The sequence below is a fragment of the Paenibacillus sp. sptzw28 genome (assembly GCF_019550795.1).
GTDB lineage: Bacteria > Bacillota > Bacilli > Paenibacillales > Paenibacillaceae > Paenibacillus_Z.
Genome location: NZ_CP080545.1, coordinates 1,729,529 through 1,751,041, shown reverse-complemented (window position 1 = coordinate 1,751,041; position 21,513 = coordinate 1,729,529). Strand labels below are relative to the sequence as shown.

Genomic DNA, 21,513 nt, shown 5'->3' with positions numbered 1-21,513 from the left:
TGTTAGCGAAAAACCCGCATCGGAAGCATACGCTAAGGTTTTTCGCGATAGCTTCCTTGGCTTGTCCCGCCTGTTAGACGGATAGCCCGCTTGGAAGCATACGCTATGTTTCTTGTACACGCGTCACGTGGTGACTTCGATTAAAATCGTACCATCACTTTGTAACGAAGTCAAGAATGAAATTATTGTTTACTAATAATTATTATAAATTATTTCTTCATTGCCGCGACGATCAGGTCGCCCATTGCAACCGTTCCGATTGCTTTGCTCTTATCAACTGCGATGTCGCCTGTACGATGACCCGCGTCAAGCACAGTTTTGACCGCATCTTCAATCGATTGGGCCGCATCGGCGTAACCGAAGGTCAAACGGTACATGAGGGCAACGGACAAAATCGTCGCGATCGGATTGGATATGCCTTGACCTGCAATATCCGGCGCGGAGCCGTGAACCGGCTCATACAGTCCGAAGCTGCCTTCGCCCATCGATGCGGACTGAAGCATGCCGATAGAACCGGTAAGCATCGCTGCTTCATCACTCAATATATCGCCGAACATATTTTCCGTTACAATGACGTCGAAGCTCGAAGGACGACGGAGCAGCTGCATTGCGCAGTTGTCGACCAAAACATGCTCCAGCTCAACATCCGGATATTCCGGAGCAATGCGGTTTACGACTTCTCGCCAGAGGCGGGAAGTTTCGAGAACGTTCGCCTTATCGACCGAGGCCAGCTTCTTGCGGCGTGAACCGGCAATCTCGAACGCTTGGCGGACAATGCGCTCCACTTCGGTTACATTGTATACGCATGTATCGACCGCTTCCTCCCCGTTCGCCCCTTCACGGCGGAATTTCTCACCGAAGTAAATGCCTCCCGTCAGTTCGCGGACAACGATAAGATCCGTTCCTTCAAGCACCTCCGGCTTTAAAGTGGACGCTTCCTTCAGGCAGTCAAAAACCGTAGCCGGACGGATATTGGAGAACAAACCGAGCGCCTTGCGAATGCCCAGCAAGCCTGTTTCCGGACGAAGCTCCTTCGGATTATTGTCCCATTTCGGACCGCCCACGGCGCCCAGCAGAACAGCGTCGGCATTTTTACAAATATCGAGCGTTTCCTGAGGCAGCGGTGTACCTTTCTCGTCGATGGCGATGCCGCCGAACAATCCGTGTTCCGTTTCAAACCGGTATCCGAACAGCTCTTCCGTTTTCTTCATTACCTTCAGCGCTTCTGCCACAACTTCCGGCCCTATTCCGTCGCCGGCGATGACCGCGATTTTTTTTACGTCTGCCATTATTATCGGACACTCCTTTTGATCTTCGGCCGCCTGTCTCCTTCAGCTTGCGTTCGCATTGGGCAGACGGTCATTTGATTATGATTCTCAGTCTATGTTCAGTTGTACCATATTTCCGGGTTTAAGACAAAGATATGAAAGCTATGACTTCTATAGGTTGCAGATATAGGCCTAAACCCGGCGATTAGAATAAACCCATATCTTTCGCCTTCCGGGCCGCATCCTTGCTGCTTTTACCGCCCAGCTTGCGCAAAATATTGTTTACATGGTTTTTAACCGTCCGCACTGACAGAAAGGACTTCTCAGCTATTTGCGACTGACTATAACCTTCATGTATCATCGAGAGAAGCTGCAGCTCCGACGGTGTCACCTGCCGCTTGAACTTATCCACTTCATATTCGCGTTCGAGCTTCTTCAGGCGGCGGAACTCCTCCAGCATCTGTCTGGCGGCGGAAGAATCGATGGCAGACCGGTCTGCGGCTGCTTTACGAACCGCATCCGGGATGGCCAGGAAGTCGGACTTAACGAGATAATTGACGGCCCCTGCACGAAAAGCTTCCGCGACAAAAGCTTTATCCTCCATCGAAGTGAGCATCACTATGCGGGCATGCGAAGCTGCCGACAGCTCTCCTGCGAGACGCAGTCCTTCCGGATGGTCAGCGAGCATAATATCGAGCAAAATAACGTCAGGCGCTGTTTCACCTGACAATGCTGCCGCTTTCTCAGGCTCATCGGTCTCCGCAACAATGCGCATGTCCGGCTGCCCGTTTATATAAGACGTAAGCCCCCTCCGCCAGTCGGGGTCATCCTCCACAACCATTACCCGTATAAGCTCGCCGCTCATCCTTTGGCTCCTTTTGTCCGTTTTACCGTTGGAAAATGAAACGAGACAACCGTTCCCTTTCCATAGTCACTGCGCACCTTGAGCTCGCCCCCCTGCCGATTCATCAACTGATAGCAGAAAGCAAGACCAAGACCGAAATTCATCGATTTGCCGCCCTTCGTCGTATAGAACGGCTGCATCACCTTGTGCAGCTGACCTTTATCAATTCCGCTGCCAGTGTCGCTGACCTCAATCGTCGCACCCCGTTTGCCCCCGAATACCTTGACGCCGAGCTCACCGCCGTGCGGCATAGCCTCCACAGCATTCTGCAGTACGTTGTTCACGGCTTCGGAGGTTTGTGCAGGGTCGGCGAATGCCGCGGCCTGTTCGTCGTACTGCGCATCAAGTATGATGCGCTCGTCCAGCTGTGGTTTCAGGGCAGCGAGCTGGTCACGCACAAGCTCTGCCAGCGCGATCTCACGGGGCATCAATTGAAGCTCCTGCGTCCGCTCATGCACGCTGCGAATCATCTCCTCGATGTGGGCTGCAGCTGTGGCAATGACGCGGATATCTTCAAGCAGCTCCTGACCGGCACCGGCCTCGCGTTTGATTTTATCGCTGAACAGCTTGATTTTGCCGATATCGTTCTTAATCGCATGATTCAACATGGCGGTACCGCTCGTGATCGCGCGCAGCGAGAAATCCAGCTGTCGCCGCTCTATAAGCAGCTGGACGCCGAGAAACCCGAATTTGAACAATGCGACGATGAAGACGATAAATGCAAAAGCGATCGGCCACACGTTGTAGCGCCACATTCCGTACAAGCCAAAGAGAGGCAGCACATAATTCATCGTGAGGGCGATAAGGACAGCCGGAAGAACCGCCGCCATAAGCACTGCATGAGCACGGCGGTCGGCCGGATGGAGACTCCGCTTAAGGGCCAGCAGCCCCGCCCCAACGATCATATACGGTATCGCCCAAATAGCGAGAATTTCAAAATGGACAGGCGTATTCTCCGCGACCGGAACCGCCAGCATCACGACCGGAGGTATTGCGGCGGCCAGCGGCAGCAATCGTGCGACGTTGCCCCGCAGCGCTCCCGAATTATAAGCGGCGGCGAAACAGACAAAGCCATAAGGCAATCCGTAGTAGCTTGCCCAAGAACAGCCCCGCTGCAGAATGCGCAGCAGATGCTCGCGCCCGGCGTCAATCCGCCCCGTTTCCGTCATGGCTGCGATCCAGCCTTCAATTACGGGTGCGAGCGCACCGGTTCCCCCGCAGAAAGCGACGAGGCTCAGCCATCGCCCGACCGTATTTCTGCAGTTTGCAGCCAGCAGCAGCACGGAAACGGTCCACAGCGCTATCCAAACAAATAACATCCGCTCATGATCCTCTCGGGTGTGTATTATTACTCTTATTATAGCATGGGAGTATAGGCCAGGAGATATAATAAAGACAAGTAGATTTATATTCACAAAAAAAAAACGCTCTATCTCCTCCCGCTCAGGAAGAAGATGGAGCGTTTTGTTCCGTGCGCGCCGCCAATCCAAGTCCGGCATACAGAGCGGTGAGCACAAATTTAAATCAAGCTCATTTTATCGCGGCGTCCCGGCGATTTGCGCTTATCGATAAGACGGTTCAGCGCATCGATATATGCACGGGCGCTTGCTTCCAAGATGTCGGTGCTGAGGCCTCGACCCTGTGCGGATATTCCGTCCTGACCAAGCACCACATGCACTTCGCCAAGCGCATCCTTACCGTGTGTGACGGATTTGATGGAGTAGTCCTCAAGCTCGACGACTTCGCCGGTTACCGCATCAATCGCATTGTAGATCGCGTCAACGGAACCGTTGCCTTCCGCCTTCTGCTCCCGAATGCCGCTTTCGGCTATACTGATGCGAACCACAGCGCTTGGCACGGATTGATTACCGTAGCTCACTTGAATCGTCTCAAGCGTGAATACTTCCGGCGTATCAATGAGTTTCTCCTCTAACAAGGCTCGGATATCCTCGTCGCTGACGTCTTTCTTCTTATCAGCCAGATCCTTGAACTTCGCGAATGCGGAATTGACCGATTCATCGTCCAGCTCATAGCCGAGGTCGATCAGCTTCTCACGGAACGCGTGACGCCCGGAGTGCTTGCCAAGCACCAGCTTGGATTCTTTCAGCCCGATCGTATCCGGAGATATGATCTCATACGTCGTTTTCTCCTTCAGCATACCATCCTGATGGATACCCGACTCATGTGCAAAAGCATTAGCCCCGACAATCGCTTTGTTGCCCGGCACCACCATGCCCGTAAGCTTGCTGACAAGGCGGCTCGTCTTGGCGATTTCGGTCAGCGTCAGCGATGTCTTCGCCTGGAAGAAATCGGCCCGCGTCGCTAAGGCCATCGCCACTTCCTCGATAGCGGTATTGCCGGCCCGCTCCCCAATGCCGTTGATCGTGCCTTCAATTTGGTCGGCGCCGTTCAGAATGGCCGCAAGCGCGTTAGCCGTCGCCATTCCCAAATCATCGTGACAGTGCGCGCTGAGTTGGATTTTTTCAATGCCCGGCACTTCGGATTTCAGCGTTTTGAAAATATGACCGAATTCGGACGGGTTCATATAACCGACCGTGTCCGGAATATTAACAACCGTGGCACCCGCGCGGATCGCCATCGCCGTTACTTCGCACAGGAAATCGAGCTCAGTCCGTCCGGCGTCTTCCGGTGAAAATTCTATTTTGCTAAAATACCGCTTCGCATAACGGATCGCCTTCTCCGCTGTCTCCAGCACCTGCTCCTTCTCCATACGGAGCTTATGCTTCCGGTGAATCGGGGATGTCGCCAGAAACAGATGGAGACAAGGATCCTGTGCATCCTTCAACGCTTCACGTGCGGCGTCGATGTCCTGTTCGCGGGAACGGGAAAGCCCGATGACCGTGGCATTCTTCACAGCCCGCGCAACTGCATTGACAGCCGCAAGATCGCCAGGGGATGCGGCAGGAAAGCCTGCTTCAATTCTATCGACGCCAAGCTTCTCCAGCTGATAAGCGATCTCGACCTTCTCTTTGGTATTCAGGTTGACGCCCGGAGATTGTTCACCGTCGCGAAGCGTCGTATCAAAAATATATATCTTGCGCATTGCTTGCACCTCCACGAACAGAATCATCCTTAGATGGCGAGACGGCCACCGCGATACCCGAAGGTGACGCGGCGGCCGGCCCGGAAATCCGGATTACTTACAACCTTGATATAAGTTTGTATGCCGGATATCCGGCATGCATGACAGGGATTACTTCTTGATCCAGTGCATTAATTCACGAAGCTGTCCGCCTACCACTTCGATCGGGTGAGCGGCTTCGTTCCGACGGGTGGCCGTCATGAATGCATTGTTGGATTGGTTCTCCAGGATGAAGTCGCGTGCGAAACGGCCTGCCTGGATATCCTCGAGGACCGCTTTCATCGCTTTCTTCGTTTCGTCAGTAACAATGCGAGGTCCAGTCACATAGTCGCCATACTCAGCGGTATTGGAGATCGAATCGCGCATTGTAGCGAGACCGCCTTCATACATAAGGTCAACGATCAGCTTCAGTTCGTGCAGACACTCGAAGTAAGCCATTTCCGGAGCGTAGCCGGCTTCTACAAGTGTTTCGAATCCTGCTTTAACCAGAGCGGTAGCGCCGCCGCAAAGTACCGCTTGCTCGCCGAACAGGTCGGTTTCCGTTTCTTCGCGGAAGGAAGTTTCGATAACGCCTGCACGTGTGCAGCCGATACCTTTCGCGTATGCAAGGCCGATTGCCTTCGCATTACCCGTTGCATCCTGCTCGATTGCGATAAGTCCAGGAACGCCAAAACCTTCGACATAAGTACGGCGAACCATGTGGCCCGGCGATTTCGGAGCGACAAGAAGAACGTCCGTATCTTTGTTAGGTTTGATTTGTCCGAAATGTACGTTAAAACCGTGGGAGAACATCAGTGCCGCGCCTTTTTTAAGGTTCGGTGCGATTTCTTCGTTGTACACGCGGGCTTGAGTTTCGTCAGGCATAAGGATTTGTACGACGTCGGCAACTTTCGTCGCTTCCGCAACGGACAATACCTCGAAGCCGTCGTTTTTCGCTTTTTCAGCGGATTTACCCGCACGAAGACCGATAACAACTTTCAGTCCGCTGTCGCGAAGGTTTTGAGCCTGCGCATGGCCCTGGCTGCCGTATCCGATTACTGCGATTGTTTTACCTTGCAGAACGCTTTGGTCCGCATCTTTTTCATAATACAATGTAACTGCCATTAGATAATAATGCCTCCTTTAATTTAACCCTTTTGAGCGGGTGTTAAAGGAGGGACGCTCGAACTCTGCGGTCCGATCTCCCCCGCTTTAACTCCCGCCCAAACCGGGCGGTGAATCTAATAAGTGCGCCGATGCCGGCGATAACCGGCACGGTAGTTGTTATCCTGCATTGCCGCGAATCATGGCGGTTACTCCCGTGCGCGACAGCTCGCGAATCCCGTATGGCTGCATCAGCTCGACCATCGCATCGATCTTCTCCGTATCGCCGACGACTTGAACCATGAGCGTGTTCGTGCCGATATCGACGACCGCTGCGCGGAACGTCTCGACGACGCCGAGAATTTCCGGACGGGCCGCCGGTTCCGCATTGACCTTAATGAGCGCAAGCTCGCGTCCGACCATCGGGCGGGCGCTCAGGTCGATAACTTTGATGACGTCAATCAGCTTGTACAGTTGTTTCGTCACTTGCTCCAGCAATCTGTCGTCGCCTGAGGTGACGATAACCATCCGGGACAAGCCGGCTTCCTCACTTGTCCCGACGGTGATGCTTTCAATGTTAAAGCCGCGGCGTCCGAACAAGCCGGATACGCGCTGCAGAACGCCGGGCTGGTCATTAACGAGAACGGCAATCGTGTGTTTCTTCATTCCGCATCCCCCATTAACATCTCATCGATTGTGGATCCTGCCGTAACCATCGGATACACATTCTCGTCCCTGCGGACGACAAACTCGACAACAGCCGGACCCGGATGGTTCATCGCCGCGATCCAGGCATCCCGCGCCTCTTCCTTATTGGCCGCGCGGAAAGCTTTCACGCCATACGCTTCAGACAGTTTGACAAAGTCGGGGCTTCCCGCAAGGTCTATATGGCTGAAACGGTTGTTGTGAATGATCTCCTGCCACTGGCGGACCATGCCGAGCACTTGGTTGTTTATGATCGCAACCTTGACCGGAATGTTATTGATTGCACAGACGGCAAGCTCCTGCGCGCACATTTGCATGCCCCCGTCGCCGTTAATCGAAACGACGAGCCTGTCAGGATGCGCCATTTGCGCCCCGATAGCGGACGGGAATCCGAAGCCCATCGTTCCCAGACCGCCGGATGTAATCCAGGAGCGTGGCTGGTTGAAGCGGTAATACTGAGCGGCCCACATTTGATGCTGGCCGACGTCCGTCGTCACGATCGCTTCGCCTTTGGTCGTTTCATGAATCATTTCAATGACCCACTGAGGCTTGAGCTCCACATTGGAGTCGACGTAGCTAAGCGGCTTCTCCTGCTTCCATTCCGCTACTTGAGCCCGCCATACATCAGCTTTGGCTGCAAACTTGACCGCTTTATTCGCCTGCTGGAGTACCGTCTTAATGTCGCCGACAATCGGTATGGCTGTCGGCACGTTCTTGCCGATTTCCGCCGGATCGATATCGATGTGGACGATTTTCGCTTTTGGCGCGAACCCGTCAAGCTTCATCGTCACGCGATCGTCGAACCGGGCGCCGATATTAATGAGCAGATCCGCTCCTTGAATAGCTTTGTTGGCCGTATATGTCCCGTGCATGCCCGGCATGCCGACCCACAAGTCATGGCCGCTCGGGAATGCGCCAAGTCCGAGCAGTGTCGTCGTAATCGGGATTCCCGCTTTCGTAACGAACTCGAACAGCTCTTCGTGGCCGCCGGAGTATACAACGCCGCCGCCGGCAAGAATGACCGGACGCTCCGCTTCCTCAATCGCTTTGAGCATCTTGTCTACCTGAGGTTTTTTTGCCGTAACCGTCGGATTATATCCCCTGATACTCACTTCGTTAACCGGCTTGAAAAGCGCCTTATGTGACGACACATCCTTCGGAATGTCGATGAGCACCGGGCCTTTGCGGCCTGTGCCCGCAATATGGAACGCTTCGTGAATAATGCGCGGCAAATCCTCGACGCTGCGCACCAGATAGCTATGTTTTGTAATCGGCATCGTAATGCCGGTAATGTCCGCTTCTTGGAAGGCATCCGTTCCGATAAAATTGGTGGCTACGTTGCCTGTAATGACGACGAGCGGCACCGAGTCCATATATGCGGTTGCAATTCCTGTGACAAGGTTTGTGGCTCCCGGGCCGGACGTAGCGATACATACGCCGACTTTACCGCTTGCCCGCGCATAGCCGTCGGCGGCATGAATGGCGCCTTGCTCGTGGCGGGTCAGCAGATGGTGGAAATCCGAGAAACCGTGCATTGCGTCATAGATGAATAACACAGCCCCGCCGGGATAGCCGAATACGCAATCCACGCCTTCAAGCACCAAGCTGCGAAGCAGCATTTCCGAACCGGTAATAACCTCCGGCTTACTCATTTTTTCCATCAATTCTTCTTTTGACCTTAGCGTTGCATTTTGAGCGACCATCAAGTCGTCCTCCTCTCTAGAAAAACAAAAAAACCTTTCGCGCCCTGACGCTTTAACAGCGTCTAGGGACGAAAGGTTAAACTTCCGTGGTACCACCCAGGTTTGTCATTCGCCTCGCAGCAAATAACCTCAATAGGTAAGAACGGCGTGCACGCTTATCGTTCATACCTTGGCACATTAACGTGTGCCTTACGATTTCCCCTAATACGAGCCTCTCCATACGGCGATTGACGCCATTTGAGACGGTCTTTTCAGGGAAACAGCTCCGAGGTGAGCTCGTTGAAAAGGGTTTTTGGCGACGGTTGCAGCAAATCCGTCTGCTCTCTGAGCAAAAGAGCCCTTAACACTTCGTCCTCTTCATAGCAGATAATTTATAAGAAACGAGTGAATGAAACTGCATCTCCGCCTGGACTTCACAGATCCGTGTGTCGGATTAATCCGCACTTTGATGTGAGTGTGACGTGAGCCGTTTCATCTTGCATAGACATAATTATATGCTTTGACATCCCTTTCGTCAAGAGTTCAGATTGCGGGTACTGATCAATAAATTATGTAAAGTATATTCTGCTTCGGCGCATGCTCGGCGTCTCTCACATAGGATACTTAGTAATATCCACAAACATGGATTATAATCATATCCGCCAGGAAGAAGGGTGATCCGATGATTCGGCCAAGAAATGCGCGAACGGACGACACCGAAATCATTCGTCTAATTAGAAAAGAGCTTATACCGCTCTCTTACACAGCTTCTCCCCGCGACGCCCAAACCATCCGTGACCTGTCTAAGCGGCTGCGCGGCGGTGTTACCTTCGTCGCCTCGCGAACGAAGACGAGCACGCCGCTTGGATTTATCCACCTTTATACACAAGGCGATACACTCCTGTACGACATGCTCGCTGTGCATCCGCGGCATCGCGGCAGGCAGATCGGCACGATGCTCATGGCGCAGGGCGAAGCCTACGGCCTTTCGCAGAAATGCAGCGTTGCCCGATTGTTCGTAGATCAAGGGAATCCAAGAGCACATCGTCTTTATTCGCGGCTCGGATACGAAACAATCGGTTATTACCCGGAGTTACGCTGTTATGAATTGGTCAAAAATCTTAAGAAAACGTATTAATCCGATACTGGTTATGGTCGCCCGACTTAATAGAAGAAGTTGTCGTAACCGTACGGGCCATAAGCACCGGGGTAACCATAGCCGAAACCGCCGGCGTATGGGAGCGTGCCGATGGCCAATAAATCAAACAGCACAAGAGGCAGAATCGCTTTCGTGCTGACCTTTTTGCCTTTGTCCTTGCCCACGGGACGAAGGTACAGCTTGTTTTGATGAAGACGTACAAGCTTACCGGTTCTGATGGAGCCGTCCTTGCGGACCGCGTAAACTGTTTTTCCGATGAGCTTATCAACTTGCTCTTTGGAGACGCGCTGCATGTAATTCCCTCCTCAAAGTTGTGCGAAGCTGTACAATTAACCTCCTGCCAGCGACAGGATATTCGCCGCAGAAGCTCAACTTAGTTGTCCTATAACCTATTCCCGGCGACCATATTTCGACTGTACCTTTGTCCTTGCAGGTTCCAAAGATAGGTCAATGGCACGAATTATTTACGAACAAATGTTCTTGTTTTGTTGAACGAGCCTTGGTATACTTTGGATACACAACGGTATCAACCGGCACGGCGGCGGGCAGATCCCTCTATCCTGATCCAAAGGAGGTGAAGCCGCTTGGAGGTCTATCAGAGTTTATCGCTCATGATCGGATTCGCAACGCTTGTCATCCTCATTCTCTCGTTCTCGCATAAAAAAAAGAAGTAGACCGTCCTTGGGCAGGACTCCGGTCTACTCCCTATCCGTTTAACATCTGCCTCACGCAAAACCGGCAGACGTTGTGTACGGAGCCGGCCGTAAGGTCCGGCTCCGAATCTTTAGGTTCATCATAACATGACAGCGATGGGCAGACAACAAAAAAACGCCTTCCGCAAACGGAAGGCGCCTGGTGGAACGCGTAATTACGCGTTTACTTTCTCTTTCGCAAGACCTGCAAGCGAGTTGAACGCATTAATGTCGTTAACCGCCAGGTCAGCGAGCATTTTGCGGTTCACTTCAACGCCGGCTTGTTTCAAGCCAAACATGAATTTGCTGTAGGACAGGCCGTTTTGACGGGCAGCCGCATTGATACGGACGATCCACAGCTTGCGGAAGTCGCGTTTCCGTTGACGGCGGTCGCGGTATGCGTAGAGCAGTGATTTCATCACTTGCTCTTTTGCTGTTTTAAACAGGCGGTGTTTGGAACCGAAGTAGCCCTTTGCGAGCTTCAAAATTCTTTTACGACGACGTGCGCGGACGAATCCGCCTTTAACTCTTGCCATGAGTAGAAACCTCCCGAATGTTATTTATGCTTATTGCTGTTATTTTATGTTTGCAAGGCCTTGCTTCAGGCGCTTAACATCGCCCGGAGCCATAAGCGGCTGAGTAGCCAGTACGCGCTTTTGACGAGCTGATTTACCGGAGAGCAAGTGGTTGCGGTACGCTTTATAACGTTTAACTTTACCGGTACCGGTAATTTTGAAGCGGTCTTTCAGACTGCTGTGCGTTTTCATTTTAGGCATATGGTGATCCTCCTCAAAGAATGTTCGTTAGTTGGTGGTTTTCGGAGCCAATATCATGATCATGCTGCGGCCTTCAAGCTTCGGCATACGCTCCATGACACACATTTCGGCAACTTCCTTCGCAAGCCGGTCAAGAATGCGTTGTCCGACTGCGGCATGCGTAATTTCACGTCCGCGAAAACGGACGGAACATTTGACTTTATCGCCCTCATTCAGAAACTTCACAACATTGCGGAACTTCGTTTGGTAGTCGTTCTCGTCAATGTTGGCGCGGAACCAGACTTCCTTGGTGTCCACGATTTTCTGATTCTTGCGGGCTTCTTTCTCTTTCTTCTGCGTTTCGTAACGGAATTTGCCGTAATCCATAATCCGGCACACCGGCGGTTTTGCTGTCGGTGCAACGTTCACCAGGTCCATGTTCAAATCGATTGCCATTTGGAGCGCTTCGCGAAAAGGTTTAATCCCGATCTGCTCGCCTTCTGCACCGACCACGCGCACTTCCCTTGCCCGGATCTCATCGTTAATCTGATGTTCCCTGCTAATAACCTGCCACCTCCATGATTTTGCGTAGCTTATAAAAAATAAAAAAATGCGGATCCTCGACGGACCCGCATTCCATTAACCAAGATTGTAGGCATTTCAATCATCGCAATAAAGCGTTGCAGCCTAAGTCAATCATCGATCGCGACCAGTCGGCCAGATACCGAACAGGTGAGAAGCGGGTGCCTCTGCTTTTGCGCAAACACATTACAAAATGTGTTACTAAGTGAATATAGCATAGCATTACTGCCGATGTCAACCGCAAAAATGATATCGGCGCTACACCTGTTTACTCTGTACTTCTTCCAAACGAAGAACGCGCGTGTGCTGCGTGTGGCTCCACTGCTTGTTGTTTTGCGTAAAGAACGCATAGAACGTAATCGGCAGCCATGACAGCTGGAAGATAACCATTGAAAACAGATGCGCATACATCTTCCACGATTTGACGCCTTCCAGGATCATAACAAGCGGGAACATAATGAGCGACAAGCTGATAGCGACTCCAGCCACCCAGTTCGGCATGTAGTAATAAATCGATGTAAAGACGTTATCGGCTGGAATAATGTTATCCATCCAGATTAACGAGGTTACGATAAAACCGAAAAAAGTGTTGTAGACCGAAATCGAGTATAAAGCGGCATCGAATTTGACGAAGCTGCGTTCTTTGATGCTTGCCCACAGCAGCGGGAAAAAATAGTGACGCGCTACCGTGAAATGACCCTGCATCCAGCGAAGACGCTGACGGGAGGAAGCTTTAAAGCTGAGCGGCTTCTCGTCATAAACCTTCGCCTCGTAATTAAGCACAGGATGGATTCCGCGCTGGATACAGCGCATCGAGAACTCCAGATCCTCGACCAGACTGGTCGCACCCCAGCCCATTTCTTTGAGCAGGCCGGATTCGAAGCACATGCCCGTCCCACCAAGGAAATTGGCCATTTTCAAATTTCTGCGGGAGAGCTGCCACAAACGGTTGCAGTACCAGTAAGTAATGGCGTACGATGCGGTTACCCACGAATCCGACGGATTCTTCGTATCCAGATAGCCTTGAATCACCTTATGGCCTTCGCACAAATCATTGTTCATGTGAATGAGAAAATCGTTGCCCACCAGGTTATCCGCATCAAACATGACGATCGCGTCGTATTGGCGCGGCAATGCCCATAATTCCTTGAGCATCCATTCGATTGCGTGGCCTTTGCCGCGCAGATGAGGGTTCTTTCTCTCGCAAGCCTGGACGCCGTAGCTGCGGGCGATATCCGCCGTTCCGTCCGTACAGTTGTCGCAAATAACGAAAATATCGTAAAGTTCTTTCGGATAATCGAGCTTCTTAAGGTTCTCAATTAGCGCCCCGACCACTTTCTCTTCGTTGTGGGCGGCGACAAGGACGGCGAACGACTTTTGCGGTTTGTGATTTAAAAGCTTGCGTTTCCTGACGATACCGAAAAGGGAGATGCTGAACTGATAAACACCGACGAAAGCCAAAAAAATTTGAAACATAATCAGAATTGTGTTGACCATTTACGATACTGCCCCCTTGAGACCCCATTTTCATATTCTCTCTAGTCTGTTTGTCGTGTTACGGAAGCGGATCTTTTCTTTCTATTTTTCCGCAGCCATAATGATTTTCCATGGATTACACCTTTTTGTCAAAAGCGCATTTCGCGGTTGAAGGCCGTAAGAGCCTGGAAAAACGCTTGCATGGCGGTTTGACTGAGGTGAAACCATGTTTTTCTGTCGTTTCACTCTTATTTTCATCCATTTACTAAAAAATCATGTTTCAAAATGGTTAACGAGTCGAAGATTAGAAAAGTTTCATCTCTTTATTTGCCTATGTGACGAAATGATGAACCTTCGCCGGGAAAAGCCGCTTTCTTACAGCGCTGCAGCAGTTCTTCGAAAATACTGTCCCACGATTGACGCAAGGCGTACACTCTTCCGCGGGCCGTTAGGCGGCTCTGTAAATTGGCATCGCGGTAAAGCATGCTCAATGCGCCGCTAAATGCATCCGCATTTGCCGATTCGCAGAGCAGCCCGTTGACACCATGCTTTACGGTGTCGGCAACGCCGCCGGCATCTGCGCATATAACGGGGGTACCGCAAGCCATCGCTTCGAGAACAACATTGCCGAATGTCTCCGTCGGAGACGGGAACAGAAAAACGTTTGCGGAAGCATACCATTTCTGCAGTTCCGGCATTGCCGTAAAACCGAGAAAATGAACAGGAATGCTTTCGCGTTCGGCTTGCCGCCTCAGCGCCTCTCCGGAAGGACCGTCTCCTGCCAGCACGAATATCGCGCTCGGACATACGTCCCGTTGAAACTTAGCGAAGGCGGCAAGCGCTGCCTCTACATTTTTCTCCGGGGCGAGTCTCCCCACATACAATACGACGAACCGTTCAGGCGAGATCCGGTGCCGCAGGAGCAGCGCGTCCCTGTCGACACGCGGATGATACTGCAATGGATCGATTCCGCGCGGCCAAATGGCCATACGCGAAGCTTCCCACCCGCGCTTCTTCAGCTCTTGAAGCGTAGATACGGATGGGACAAAGATCTGCCGGCAATCTTGATGAAACCAACTCATATATCTCCATAACATCTTAACCATCCAATGCAGATTGTAAAACGGTAAATACCTGTCAAAATGTGTATGGTACGAGGCTACGAGCGGAACGTTGTATTTTCGGGCATAGTGAATGCCGCACAATCCAAGGTTAAATGGTGTGGCGACGTGAATCAAAGTCGGTTTAAAAGCATGCAGAGCGCGGCGAATATGAATCGGATTCGGAAGGGCCAGACGGCATTCAGGATAGAGGAAGAAAGGAAGGCTTGCAAATCGTTCTACTGAAGAGGTATTGGCGGCGAGGGACCTTCGTTCGGCTGCGTCAGGTGCAAAAACAATACAAGTCACACCTTTTCGCCGCATAAAATCTACCCATCTCCCAAGTGTTCCTGCGACTCCATTCACATCCGGTTCAAAGGTGTCTGTAAATAGCGCAAGTCTCACAACGATCGCCTCCGTCCGTCCGGCAGAGCAGCGGAGGTCAAGACCGCTTTTCTTCGGATCAGCTTATGGCGATAGTGTAGACGCTCTGTGTTAGCGCCGGATCAACAGAGGTTAAACGGATCGTTAATATACCGATTGCAAATTGTTGACACGGCCCAAACAATACCGTAATAAAATCGAACTGCGAGCAGTTTGTATGCCGAAGGGGAGGATTGCTTATGGATCGAGTGATAAATTGGCTTCAAACTAATGAACATAAGGTTCTGATGTGGGCGAACAGGAGGCCGTTTCATAGAGGAATGTGTATGTGGATGGATCGGTGGCTCAGCTCTGTCACGCATATGGGAGGCGCAACATTCACACTCGCGAGCGCCCTTTTATGCGCTTTGTTTGCGCCGAACCCTTGGCATACAGCCGGTTGGCAATGCGCCGCTGCAGTCGCGGCCAGCCATATTCCGGTTGCCTTCATAAAGCGCAAATACCGCCGGCTCCGTCCTCATCAGGCGATTCCGCATGTTCAGACGGGCCGGAAGCCTTTATGCGATTCTTCTTTCCCCTCAGGCCATACGACCGCTATTTTCGCTTGGCTTACACCATGGCTTATCGCGGATACGGCGCTGCTGCCGGTACTGCTGCCGCTGGCTCTCGTCCTCGGCATTTCCGTAGCTTGGTCACGCATGTATCTCGGGCTGCATTACCCTTCAGACGTCGCCGCCGGTGCGCTGCTCGGCTCGCTCACGTCCTTGGCTGTTTCGTCATTATGGTCTTTGAGCTGAACCTGCTTCTTGGCTTCCCGGTGGTCGCTCAACGCATCCTTGCCGATAACGACTTCCACGCGGTAAATGTTGTTTCCGCGTTCGACGAATTTCGCTTCATATTCGGTCAGAACCAGATCCTCGCGAAGTCCGTCCTTATGCAAGTTCAATGAAATATTGCGCATATGAAGCTCCATATCGGCAAAGCTGTTCAGCGAAAATTCGAACAATGACTGAGAGTCGGTTTTGAAATGAATTTCGCCGCGCTCATTTAAAATCTCCATATATTTTTCGACAAAACGCGAATGAGTCAACCTTCTGCGGGCGTGTTTGCTTTTCGGCCAGGGATCGCTGAAATTCAAGTGAATTCGAGTTATCTCGCAGGGAGCGAACATGTCCTCAATGCTTTCGATATTCGCGCGCAGCAGCGCAAGGTTCCGGGGTTCTCCGCCCTTGTCCGCCCATGCATTTCGTGCCTTCTCGGCGGCACGCCGAATCAATTCGTCGTACATGTCCACGCCGATAAAATTAATATCCGGGTTGCGCACGCTCATATCGCTGATGAAACGTCCTTTACCCATGCCCAGTTCGATATAAATCGGATTTTCATTACCGAAAAACTCCCGCCAGCGGCCTTTGTGCGGAGCTGCATCCAGAACTACCAGTTCAGGCTGCGCCTCCAGACTCTCGCGAATTCCTTTTCTTCCTCTAAGACGCATAGTCGCTCGATTCCTCCACGTATCGTTTACTGTAAGCTAGTCCTTATTGTGCCTAACATCGCAGCGAATGTAAAGTCAAAGCAGCTTGGAGGAACCAGAAGAGCAAAACAAAAAGCCGCAGGCTTATTTCACGCCTTAGGCTCAGATGGTTGTATGGTGCCGCCGCTAGTTGAGCATTTGGCGAGGTACGCCTTGCCCGTTGTCGATTTCGTATGTTTCCTCAAGCGCTTCATTAAGCTTCTTGCGGGCGGAGACCTCAATATTGTGATTTCCGTGGAACCGGATGCCGGCAAGCGCCATCAGTTCTTTTCTGGTTAGTTCAACCGTTACCTTCTCGTCCCCTTGCGGGATTTTTACTTGTGTGCTCATCTCAAATCACCTCACGGTTTTTTTATTACTTTTTCCAGAAAACCGACCAGCTATGACAAGTGATTGAATGATGGTAAAATGAGTGGAAACGTTGATTTGTCGCTCTTTCAATATAACAGGTCATGTAAGGTTTTGCAAGCATTTTTTCGCAATTTAGGCGGATTATTTTCCAGCTAATTGAAGGGTTGTCCATTGCTGCGGCGGCAAAGGATTGTTCCGGACCGGTCAACATCGTAGCGTTCTTTGCAGATTTTCGCTACAATTAAGATTAACGCGAAGTCAGCGACTTTGAAGCATGAGGAGCACGGCGCATGAAAGCAACCATACACGAAGATTCCGCCGTTAAACCCAGATTGTGGGCGGATAAACGGTTCCATACCTGGAATTACGAAATGCGGGAGCAGTTTGGCGGCAAGGTGTTTAAAGTAATGCTCGACGCAGGCTTCACATGCCCCAACCGGGACGGCTCCATCGCCACCGGCGGGTGCACGTTTTGCAGCGCTCGCGGCTCCGGCGATTTTGCCGGCAGCCGGCGTGACGATTTGGTGACCCAGTTCAATAAGATACGGGACCTTCAGCATCAAAAATGGCCCAGCGCGCGCTATATCGGCTATTTTCAGGCATACACGAACACATATGCGCCTGTGGAGGAGCTTCGGGAGTATTACGAAGCAATTCTGAGCCAGCCGGGGGTAGTCGGATTGTCGATCGCGACGCGGCCGGATTGTCTTCCTGATGATGTGGTCGATTATTTGGCCGAGCTGAACGAGAGGACGTATCTATGGGTGGAGATGGGGCTGCAGACGATCCATGAAACGACCTCGCAGCTCATCAACCGCGCTCACGATACGGACTGTTATGTGGATGCGGTTCAGCGCCTCAGAGCGCGGGGCATCCGGGTTTGCGCCCATATCATCTACGGTCTGCCGCAGGAAACGCACGATATGATGCTTGCCACAGGCCGGGCGGTTGCCGGGATGGATGTGCAGGGAATCAAGATCCATCTGCTTCATCTCATGCGCAAGACGCCGATGGTCAAGCAGTATGAGGCTGGACTGCTCCGCTTTCTTGAGCGCGATGAGTACGTCGGTTTGATTGCCGACACGCTTGAGGTGCTGCCTCCAGGGATGATCGTTCACCGGCTCACAGGCGACGCCCCCCGCGACTTGCTTATCGGTCCGATGTGGAGTCTTAAGAAGTGGGAAGTGCTCAACGCGATCGACGACGAGCTGCGCAGGCGCGGCACATGGCAAGGACGTCTGTGGGAGGATCGGTAAAATGGGGTTTCTTTCCGTTCTCAGCATGGCGCATAAGCTGGTGGCCGAGCGGGTCTCTCCGGGCGATACCGTAGTTGATGCGACCTGCGGCAATGGCGTGGACACTCAGTTTCTCGCCGAGCTTGTCGGGCCGCGAGGCCTTGTTTACGCCTTCGACATCCAGGAGCGGGCGCTGGAGCGGACACGCCAAAGGCTGGCTGAGGCACTGGGCGGGGTGAACGTTCAACCGCCCAATCTGTGTCTGGTGCAGGACAGTCATGCCGCAATGGCCTCGCATGTAGCCGCAGGGACGCATGGGCGGCTGGCGGCCGCGATGTTCAACCTCGGTTACTTGCCGGGAGCCGATCCTGCGCTCATAACGAAGACCGAATCAACATTAGAGGCTCTGGAAGCGGCTCAGTCGCTTCTCAGGCCCGGCGGCATCATGACCATCGTGCTCTATCCCGGACACTCCGGAGGTGAATTGGAAGCCTCTGCTGTTGAAGATTGGGCGGCCTCACTCCCCCAATCAAACGGACAAGCGATTCTGTACCGATTCGCGCAAAAACAGGACGCCCCGTTCCTTATCGCGGTTGAGAAGAGACAGCCCCGGCATACATAGCATGTTTTGCTGATAACTTTCGCAGGGAGGAAATAGGATGACGGTACGCAAGCTGGAGCATGTCGGTATAATGGTAAAGGATTTGGAAAAATCGATTTCCTTTTATACGGAAATAATCGGCCTCTCGCACTTATACACGATGACGCATACAAACGGCGTTATCAGGCTGGCCTTTCTGGCTGGGGCTGATGCGCAGGAAACCGAGCTCGAGCTGATCGAAGGTTACAACAGCGGACTTCCGGCCGAAGGTAAAACGCATCATGTTGCTTTTACGGTCGACGATGCCGAAGCGGAGTTCGAGCGAATCAAGGGACTTGGCGTGCCGCTGCGAGACTCGGAAATAACGACGCTCCCCAATGGAGCGCGCTACTTTTTCTTTTACGGCCCTGATGGTGAATTTCTTGAAATGTTTCAACCCGCAGGGAAGTAAACAGACGACAATTGGTAAATAAAAAGGAGAGAGTCATAATGACAAAAGCTTATCCACTTCAATTTAAAGCTGAAATGAAGGAACGAATTTGGGGCGGACGCGCGCTGGAGCAGTTCGGACTGGAACTGCCCGAAGGGCCGATCGGAGAAGGCTGGATGATCGGAGACCATCCCAACGGCACAACAAAGGTAATGAACGGTGAACTGGCGGGACTCGGTCTTGACGACATACGCGAGAAATTCGGCCGGGAATTCTTCGGAACGCAGGGCTTCTCCGAGCGCAACGGGCGATTCCCGCTTCTGATCAAGCTGCTCGACTGCAACGACGACCTGTCGATCCAAGTGCATCCGACCGACTTATACGAAGGCCTGCCGGAGGGAGAGCTTGGCAAGACGGAAATGTGGTACATACTTGACGCAAAGCCGGGGGCGAAAATCATTTACGGACTACGCGACGGTGTCGACCGGTCCGTGCTGTCGGCAGCGATTGCCGAAGGCCGTGTAATGGACTGCTTACAGGAGGTTCCGGTTGAAGCCGGGGACGCTTTCTACATACCGGCCGGCACCGTCCACGCGCTCTGTGCCGGTGTGCTGGTCGCCGAAATTCAGCAGAACTCGGATACGACATATCGCGTGTTCGATTACAACCGACCGGGGCTGGACGGCAAGCCCCGCGAGCTGCATGTTGAAGATTCGCTCAATGTTATTGCCTATGAAGGCGCAGGCGCGACTCGCATGAAGACGGATGGAATCGGCGCGAACGAATGGCTGCGTATAGCGGCATCGCCTTATTTTATCGTCGAGAAGGGGGTTGTTCAGGCACCCTGGCAGCTCTCGACGTCGCCGGAGAGCTTCGTTATTCTCGTCATTGCCGAAGGATCAGGGACATTAGGCTGGGAAGGCGGCAAACAGGATGTGAAGGCCGGAGAGTGCTTCCTGCTCCCTGCGAGTCTCGGCCAATATGAGCTTGACGGCAGAATGACCGTGCTGCGCAGCGTGGCGCCATAGCCGGACGCTCCGGAATCGGCCAAGCACGAAATAGTCTTCGCTATAATCATAAGGGGCTGCGGGGTAAGTAGACATATCTACTACACCTCGCAGCCCCTGCGTTTTTTAGAGTGCACTCCCACCGAACAGAAACCGGTATTCCCAGTGCGTACCTGCGATATCGCTCGTCCGTACGCCGCCGGATTCCTTTGAATAAGTGTGCAAAACTTGCCCGTTGCCAAGGTAAATTCCGACATGCGTTATAGTCTGTGCAGATTTGTCCACGCCTGCGTAGGATGCCGGTTTCGATCCTTTATAGGACATGAAAAACATGAGATCGCCGCGCTTCAACTGATGCCAATCCGTCAATGCGCCGCCCTTTTGCTTAACATATGCCCCTTGCTTGCGGGAGTCTGAAGGCAGAGTAATCCCCGCACCCTCCAGAAATACCGTGCGAACGAAGTCAGAGCAGTCGAACGTTGTTGTGGTATTACGGTCTGAAGAGAATTCATACGGCGTACCCCAGTATTTCATACCCGCCGCGATTACCCGCTCAATTACTGCCGATTGTCCGCCGCTTCCGGCTTCAACGCCGCCGCTGCTGCCGGTTCCGCCGGCCGAGGGAGACTGGCCTGCTCCCATCTGTATGTACTGAGGGCTGGAGCTTACAAATCCTCTGACGCCTTGCGAATCCTGAATCTCAAACCAATACTTATTCGGTTGACCGACGATCTGCACCGATTCGCCTTTGCTCAAATACCGAATGCGCTCAGCACCCGTGGAAGGAGCCCTGCGAAACGACACCGACGCTACGGCAGCTGCATTGCCCGCGGTTTTGATCCCGATATATTTACTGAGGGAGGAGATGTAACCGACCTGCCCCAGACCATCCTGCACCTTGTACCAATAATCGTTGACTTTGTCCAAAATCGCGACATTATCGCCGGCTTTCAAATATTTTAACACGCGGTATGAAGTAGAAGGGCCCGTCCGTAAGCTTACCGTTGCCTTAATTTCCCCTGTCCCCGATGCATCCGCGGCTGCCATGGCCGTCATTGGAATAATAGTGAGAGCGATGAGAATGAGTGCCATAAGTAAAGCTAATCGTTGTTTCATGCTTTGAAACCTCCATGTTCTGTTCTAGTCGGTTAGTCGGCTGTCCCGCTTAATAGGGACGAGCCTTATGAATCTCAGGTAACAAATGGAAGCTCTTGAACACTCCTTTCGGCACCTGTCTTTAGGCGCAATTTAATAATTCCATTGTATGTTCGTCCCGTTACGACACCTATCGTCCGATCGCCTCATTTTCCCATGGCAAACCCAGGATGAATTCCCTATAGCAAGCGTTTTCAGGCCAAAATAAAAATACGTCCCTCCAGGGACGTGAAACATCTCAACTCTATAGCCGGCTTGAACTTCGAGCAGTTTTCTTTGTCAAAAATCCGCGGGTCCCATTCTATGT

At 52.3% G+C, this 21,513-nt stretch carries 23 protein-coding genes and 1 other annotated feature; of the genes, 7 read left to right on the top strand and 16 right to left on the bottom strand.

Going from position 1 to position 21,513, the window contains the following annotated elements; genetic code table 11:
* Nucleotides 1-209 precede the first annotated feature (209 nt).
* The 7 genes from leuB to ilvB all read right to left on the bottom strand — a co-directional run bounded on the left by leuB (nt 210) and on the right by ilvB (nt 8,766).
* On the bottom strand, nt 210-1,289 hold the full coding sequence (gene leuB, locus KZ483_RS07910) for a 3-isopropylmalate dehydrogenase (RefSeq protein WP_220352120.1): 1,080 nt from the start codon (nt 1,287-1,289) through the stop codon (nt 210-212).
* 184 nt (nt 1,290-1,473) lie between these two features.
* Nucleotides 1,474-2,133, bottom strand: coding sequence for a response regulator (locus tag KZ483_RS07905; protein ID WP_220352119.1), 660 nt, complete (start codon nt 2,131-2,133; stop codon nt 1,474-1,476).
* Nucleotides 2,130-3,491, bottom strand: a complete 1,362-nt coding sequence (locus KZ483_RS07900; RefSeq protein WP_220352118.1) for a sensor histidine kinase — start codon at nt 3,489-3,491, stop codon at nt 2,130-2,132. The genes KZ483_RS07905 and KZ483_RS07900 overlap by 4 nt, the downstream gene beginning before the upstream one ends.
* A 200-nt stretch (nt 3,492-3,691) precedes the next feature.
* Nucleotides 3,692-5,236, bottom strand: coding sequence for a 2-isopropylmalate synthase (locus tag KZ483_RS07895; protein ID WP_220352117.1), 1,545 nt, complete (start codon nt 5,234-5,236; stop codon nt 3,692-3,694).
* 150 nt (nt 5,237-5,386) lie between these two features.
* Entirely contained in the window at nt 5,387-6,379 is a 993-nt protein-coding gene (gene ilvC / locus KZ483_RS07890) for a ketol-acid reductoisomerase (RefSeq protein ID WP_220352116.1), read from the bottom strand.
* Nucleotides 6,380-6,538: 159 nt separating this feature from the next.
* A complete protein-coding gene (gene ilvN, locus KZ483_RS07885; protein WP_220352115.1) occupies nt 6,539-7,024 on the bottom strand; it encodes an acetolactate synthase small subunit in 486 nt (161 codons plus the stop codon).
* Complete coding sequence (gene ilvB, locus KZ483_RS07880) at nt 7,021-8,766, bottom strand: biosynthetic-type acetolactate synthase large subunit (protein WP_220352114.1); 1,746 nt, start codon at nt 8,764-8,766, stop codon at nt 7,021-7,023. Before ilvB ends, ilvN begins: the two co-directional genes overlap by 4 nt.
* A 661-nt stretch (nt 8,767-9,427) precedes the next feature.
* On the opposite strand from ilvB, the gene KZ483_RS07875 reads away from it, so the two are divergent.
* Nucleotides 9,428-9,883: a GNAT family N-acetyltransferase gene (locus tag KZ483_RS07875; protein WP_220352113.1), complete on the top strand. Its 456-nt coding sequence runs from the start codon at nt 9,428-9,430 to the stop codon at nt 9,881-9,883.
* Nucleotides 9,884-9,909: 26 nt separating this feature from the next.
* On the opposite strand, the gene KZ483_RS07870 is transcribed toward KZ483_RS07875, so the two are convergent.
* Nucleotides 9,910-10,197: a hypothetical protein gene (locus KZ483_RS07870; RefSeq protein ID WP_220352112.1), complete on the bottom strand. Its 288-nt coding sequence runs from the start codon at nt 10,195-10,197 to the stop codon at nt 9,910-9,912.
* Between the two features lie 291 nt (nt 10,198-10,488).
* Between KZ483_RS07870 and KZ483_RS07865 the strand changes: the two genes are divergently transcribed.
* Nucleotides 10,489-10,578, top strand: coding sequence for a putative holin-like toxin (locus KZ483_RS07865; RefSeq protein WP_220352111.1), 90 nt, complete (start codon nt 10,489-10,491; stop codon nt 10,576-10,578).
* Between the two features lie 194 nt (nt 10,579-10,772).
* Here KZ483_RS07865 and rplT read toward each other — a convergent pair whose 3' ends face one another.
* From rplT to KZ483_RS07840, 5 genes are all read right to left on the bottom strand, one after another.
* Entirely contained in the window at nt 10,773-11,132 is a 360-nt protein-coding gene (rplT, locus tag KZ483_RS07860; RefSeq protein ID WP_220352110.1) for a 50S ribosomal protein L20, read from the bottom strand.
* A gap of 39 nt (nt 11,133-11,171) precedes the next feature.
* Nucleotides 11,172-11,372: a 50S ribosomal protein L35 gene (rpmI, locus tag KZ483_RS07855; protein ID WP_220352109.1), complete on the bottom strand. Its 201-nt coding sequence runs from the start codon at nt 11,370-11,372 to the stop codon at nt 11,172-11,174.
* A gap of 27 nt (nt 11,373-11,399) precedes the next feature.
* Nucleotides 11,400-11,915: a translation initiation factor IF-3 gene (gene infC, locus KZ483_RS07850; protein ID WP_397376191.1), complete on the bottom strand. Its 516-nt coding sequence runs from the start codon at nt 11,913-11,915 to the stop codon at nt 11,400-11,402.
* A 34-nt stretch (nt 11,916-11,949) separates the two neighbouring features.
* Nucleotides 11,950-12,112: a sequence feature (ribosomal protein L20 leader region), on the bottom strand.
* A 79-nt stretch (nt 12,113-12,191) separates the two neighbouring features.
* Complete coding sequence (locus tag KZ483_RS07845) at nt 12,192-13,430, bottom strand: glycosyltransferase family 2 protein (protein ID WP_220352108.1); 1,239 nt, start codon at nt 13,428-13,430, stop codon at nt 12,192-12,194.
* Between the two features lie 302 nt (nt 13,431-13,732).
* Complete coding sequence (locus tag KZ483_RS07840; RefSeq protein ID WP_220352107.1) at nt 13,733-14,914, bottom strand: glycosyltransferase family 4 protein; 1,182 nt, start codon at nt 14,912-14,914, stop codon at nt 13,733-13,735.
* A 218-nt stretch (nt 14,915-15,132) separates the two neighbouring features.
* Between KZ483_RS07840 and KZ483_RS07835 the strand changes: the two genes are divergently transcribed.
* The gene (locus KZ483_RS07835) at nt 15,133-15,690 is read left to right on the top strand and encodes a phosphatase PAP2 family protein (RefSeq protein ID WP_220352106.1); all 558 of its coding nucleotides are present in this window, start codon (nt 15,133-15,135) and stop codon (nt 15,688-15,690) included.
* On the opposite strand, the gene trmB is transcribed toward KZ483_RS07835, so the two are convergent.
* Both trmB and KZ483_RS07825 read right to left on the bottom strand, forming a co-directional pair.
* Nucleotides 15,609-16,388 carry a tRNA (guanosine(46)-N7)-methyltransferase TrmB gene (gene trmB / locus KZ483_RS07830; protein WP_220352105.1) on the bottom strand — a complete coding sequence of 260 codons (780 nt, stop codon included), beginning with the start codon at nt 16,386-16,388 and terminating at the stop codon, nt 15,609-15,611. The two genes, KZ483_RS07835 and trmB, sit on opposite strands and share 82 nt — an antisense overlap.
* 165 nt (nt 16,389-16,553) lie before the next feature.
* Complete coding sequence (locus KZ483_RS07825; RefSeq protein WP_220352104.1) at nt 16,554-16,757, bottom strand: hypothetical protein; 204 nt, start codon at nt 16,755-16,757, stop codon at nt 16,554-16,556.
* Nucleotides 16,758-17,068: 311 nt separating this feature from the next.
* Between KZ483_RS07825 and KZ483_RS07820 the strand changes: the two genes are divergently transcribed.
* The 4 genes from KZ483_RS07820 to KZ483_RS07805 are packed head-to-tail and all read left to right on the top strand — an operon-like array spanning nt 17,069 to nt 20,072.
* A complete protein-coding gene (locus tag KZ483_RS07820) occupies nt 17,069-18,034 on the top strand; it encodes a tRNA modification radical SAM protein MnmL/YtqA (protein WP_220352103.1) in 966 nt (321 codons plus the stop codon).
* A gap of 1 nt (nt 18,035) precedes the next feature.
* A complete protein-coding gene (locus KZ483_RS07815; RefSeq protein ID WP_220352102.1) occupies nt 18,036-18,635 on the top strand; it encodes a tRNA 5-(aminomethyl)-2-thiouridylate-methyltransferase MnmM in 600 nt (199 codons plus the stop codon).
* Between the two features lie 37 nt (nt 18,636-18,672).
* Complete coding sequence (locus KZ483_RS07810; protein WP_220352101.1) at nt 18,673-19,065, top strand: VOC family protein; 393 nt, start codon at nt 18,673-18,675, stop codon at nt 19,063-19,065.
* A gap of 38 nt (nt 19,066-19,103) precedes the next feature.
* Nucleotides 19,104-20,072: a type I phosphomannose isomerase catalytic subunit gene (locus tag KZ483_RS07805; RefSeq protein ID WP_220352100.1), complete on the top strand. Its 969-nt coding sequence runs from the start codon at nt 19,104-19,106 to the stop codon at nt 20,070-20,072.
* A gap of 105 nt (nt 20,073-20,177) precedes the next feature.
* Here the strand turns inward: KZ483_RS07805 and KZ483_RS07800 are convergent, their stop codons facing one another.
* Nucleotides 20,178-21,167, bottom strand: a complete 990-nt coding sequence (locus KZ483_RS07800) for a C40 family peptidase (RefSeq protein WP_220352099.1) — start codon at nt 21,165-21,167, stop codon at nt 20,178-20,180.
* Nucleotides 21,168-21,513 lie beyond the last annotated feature (346 nt).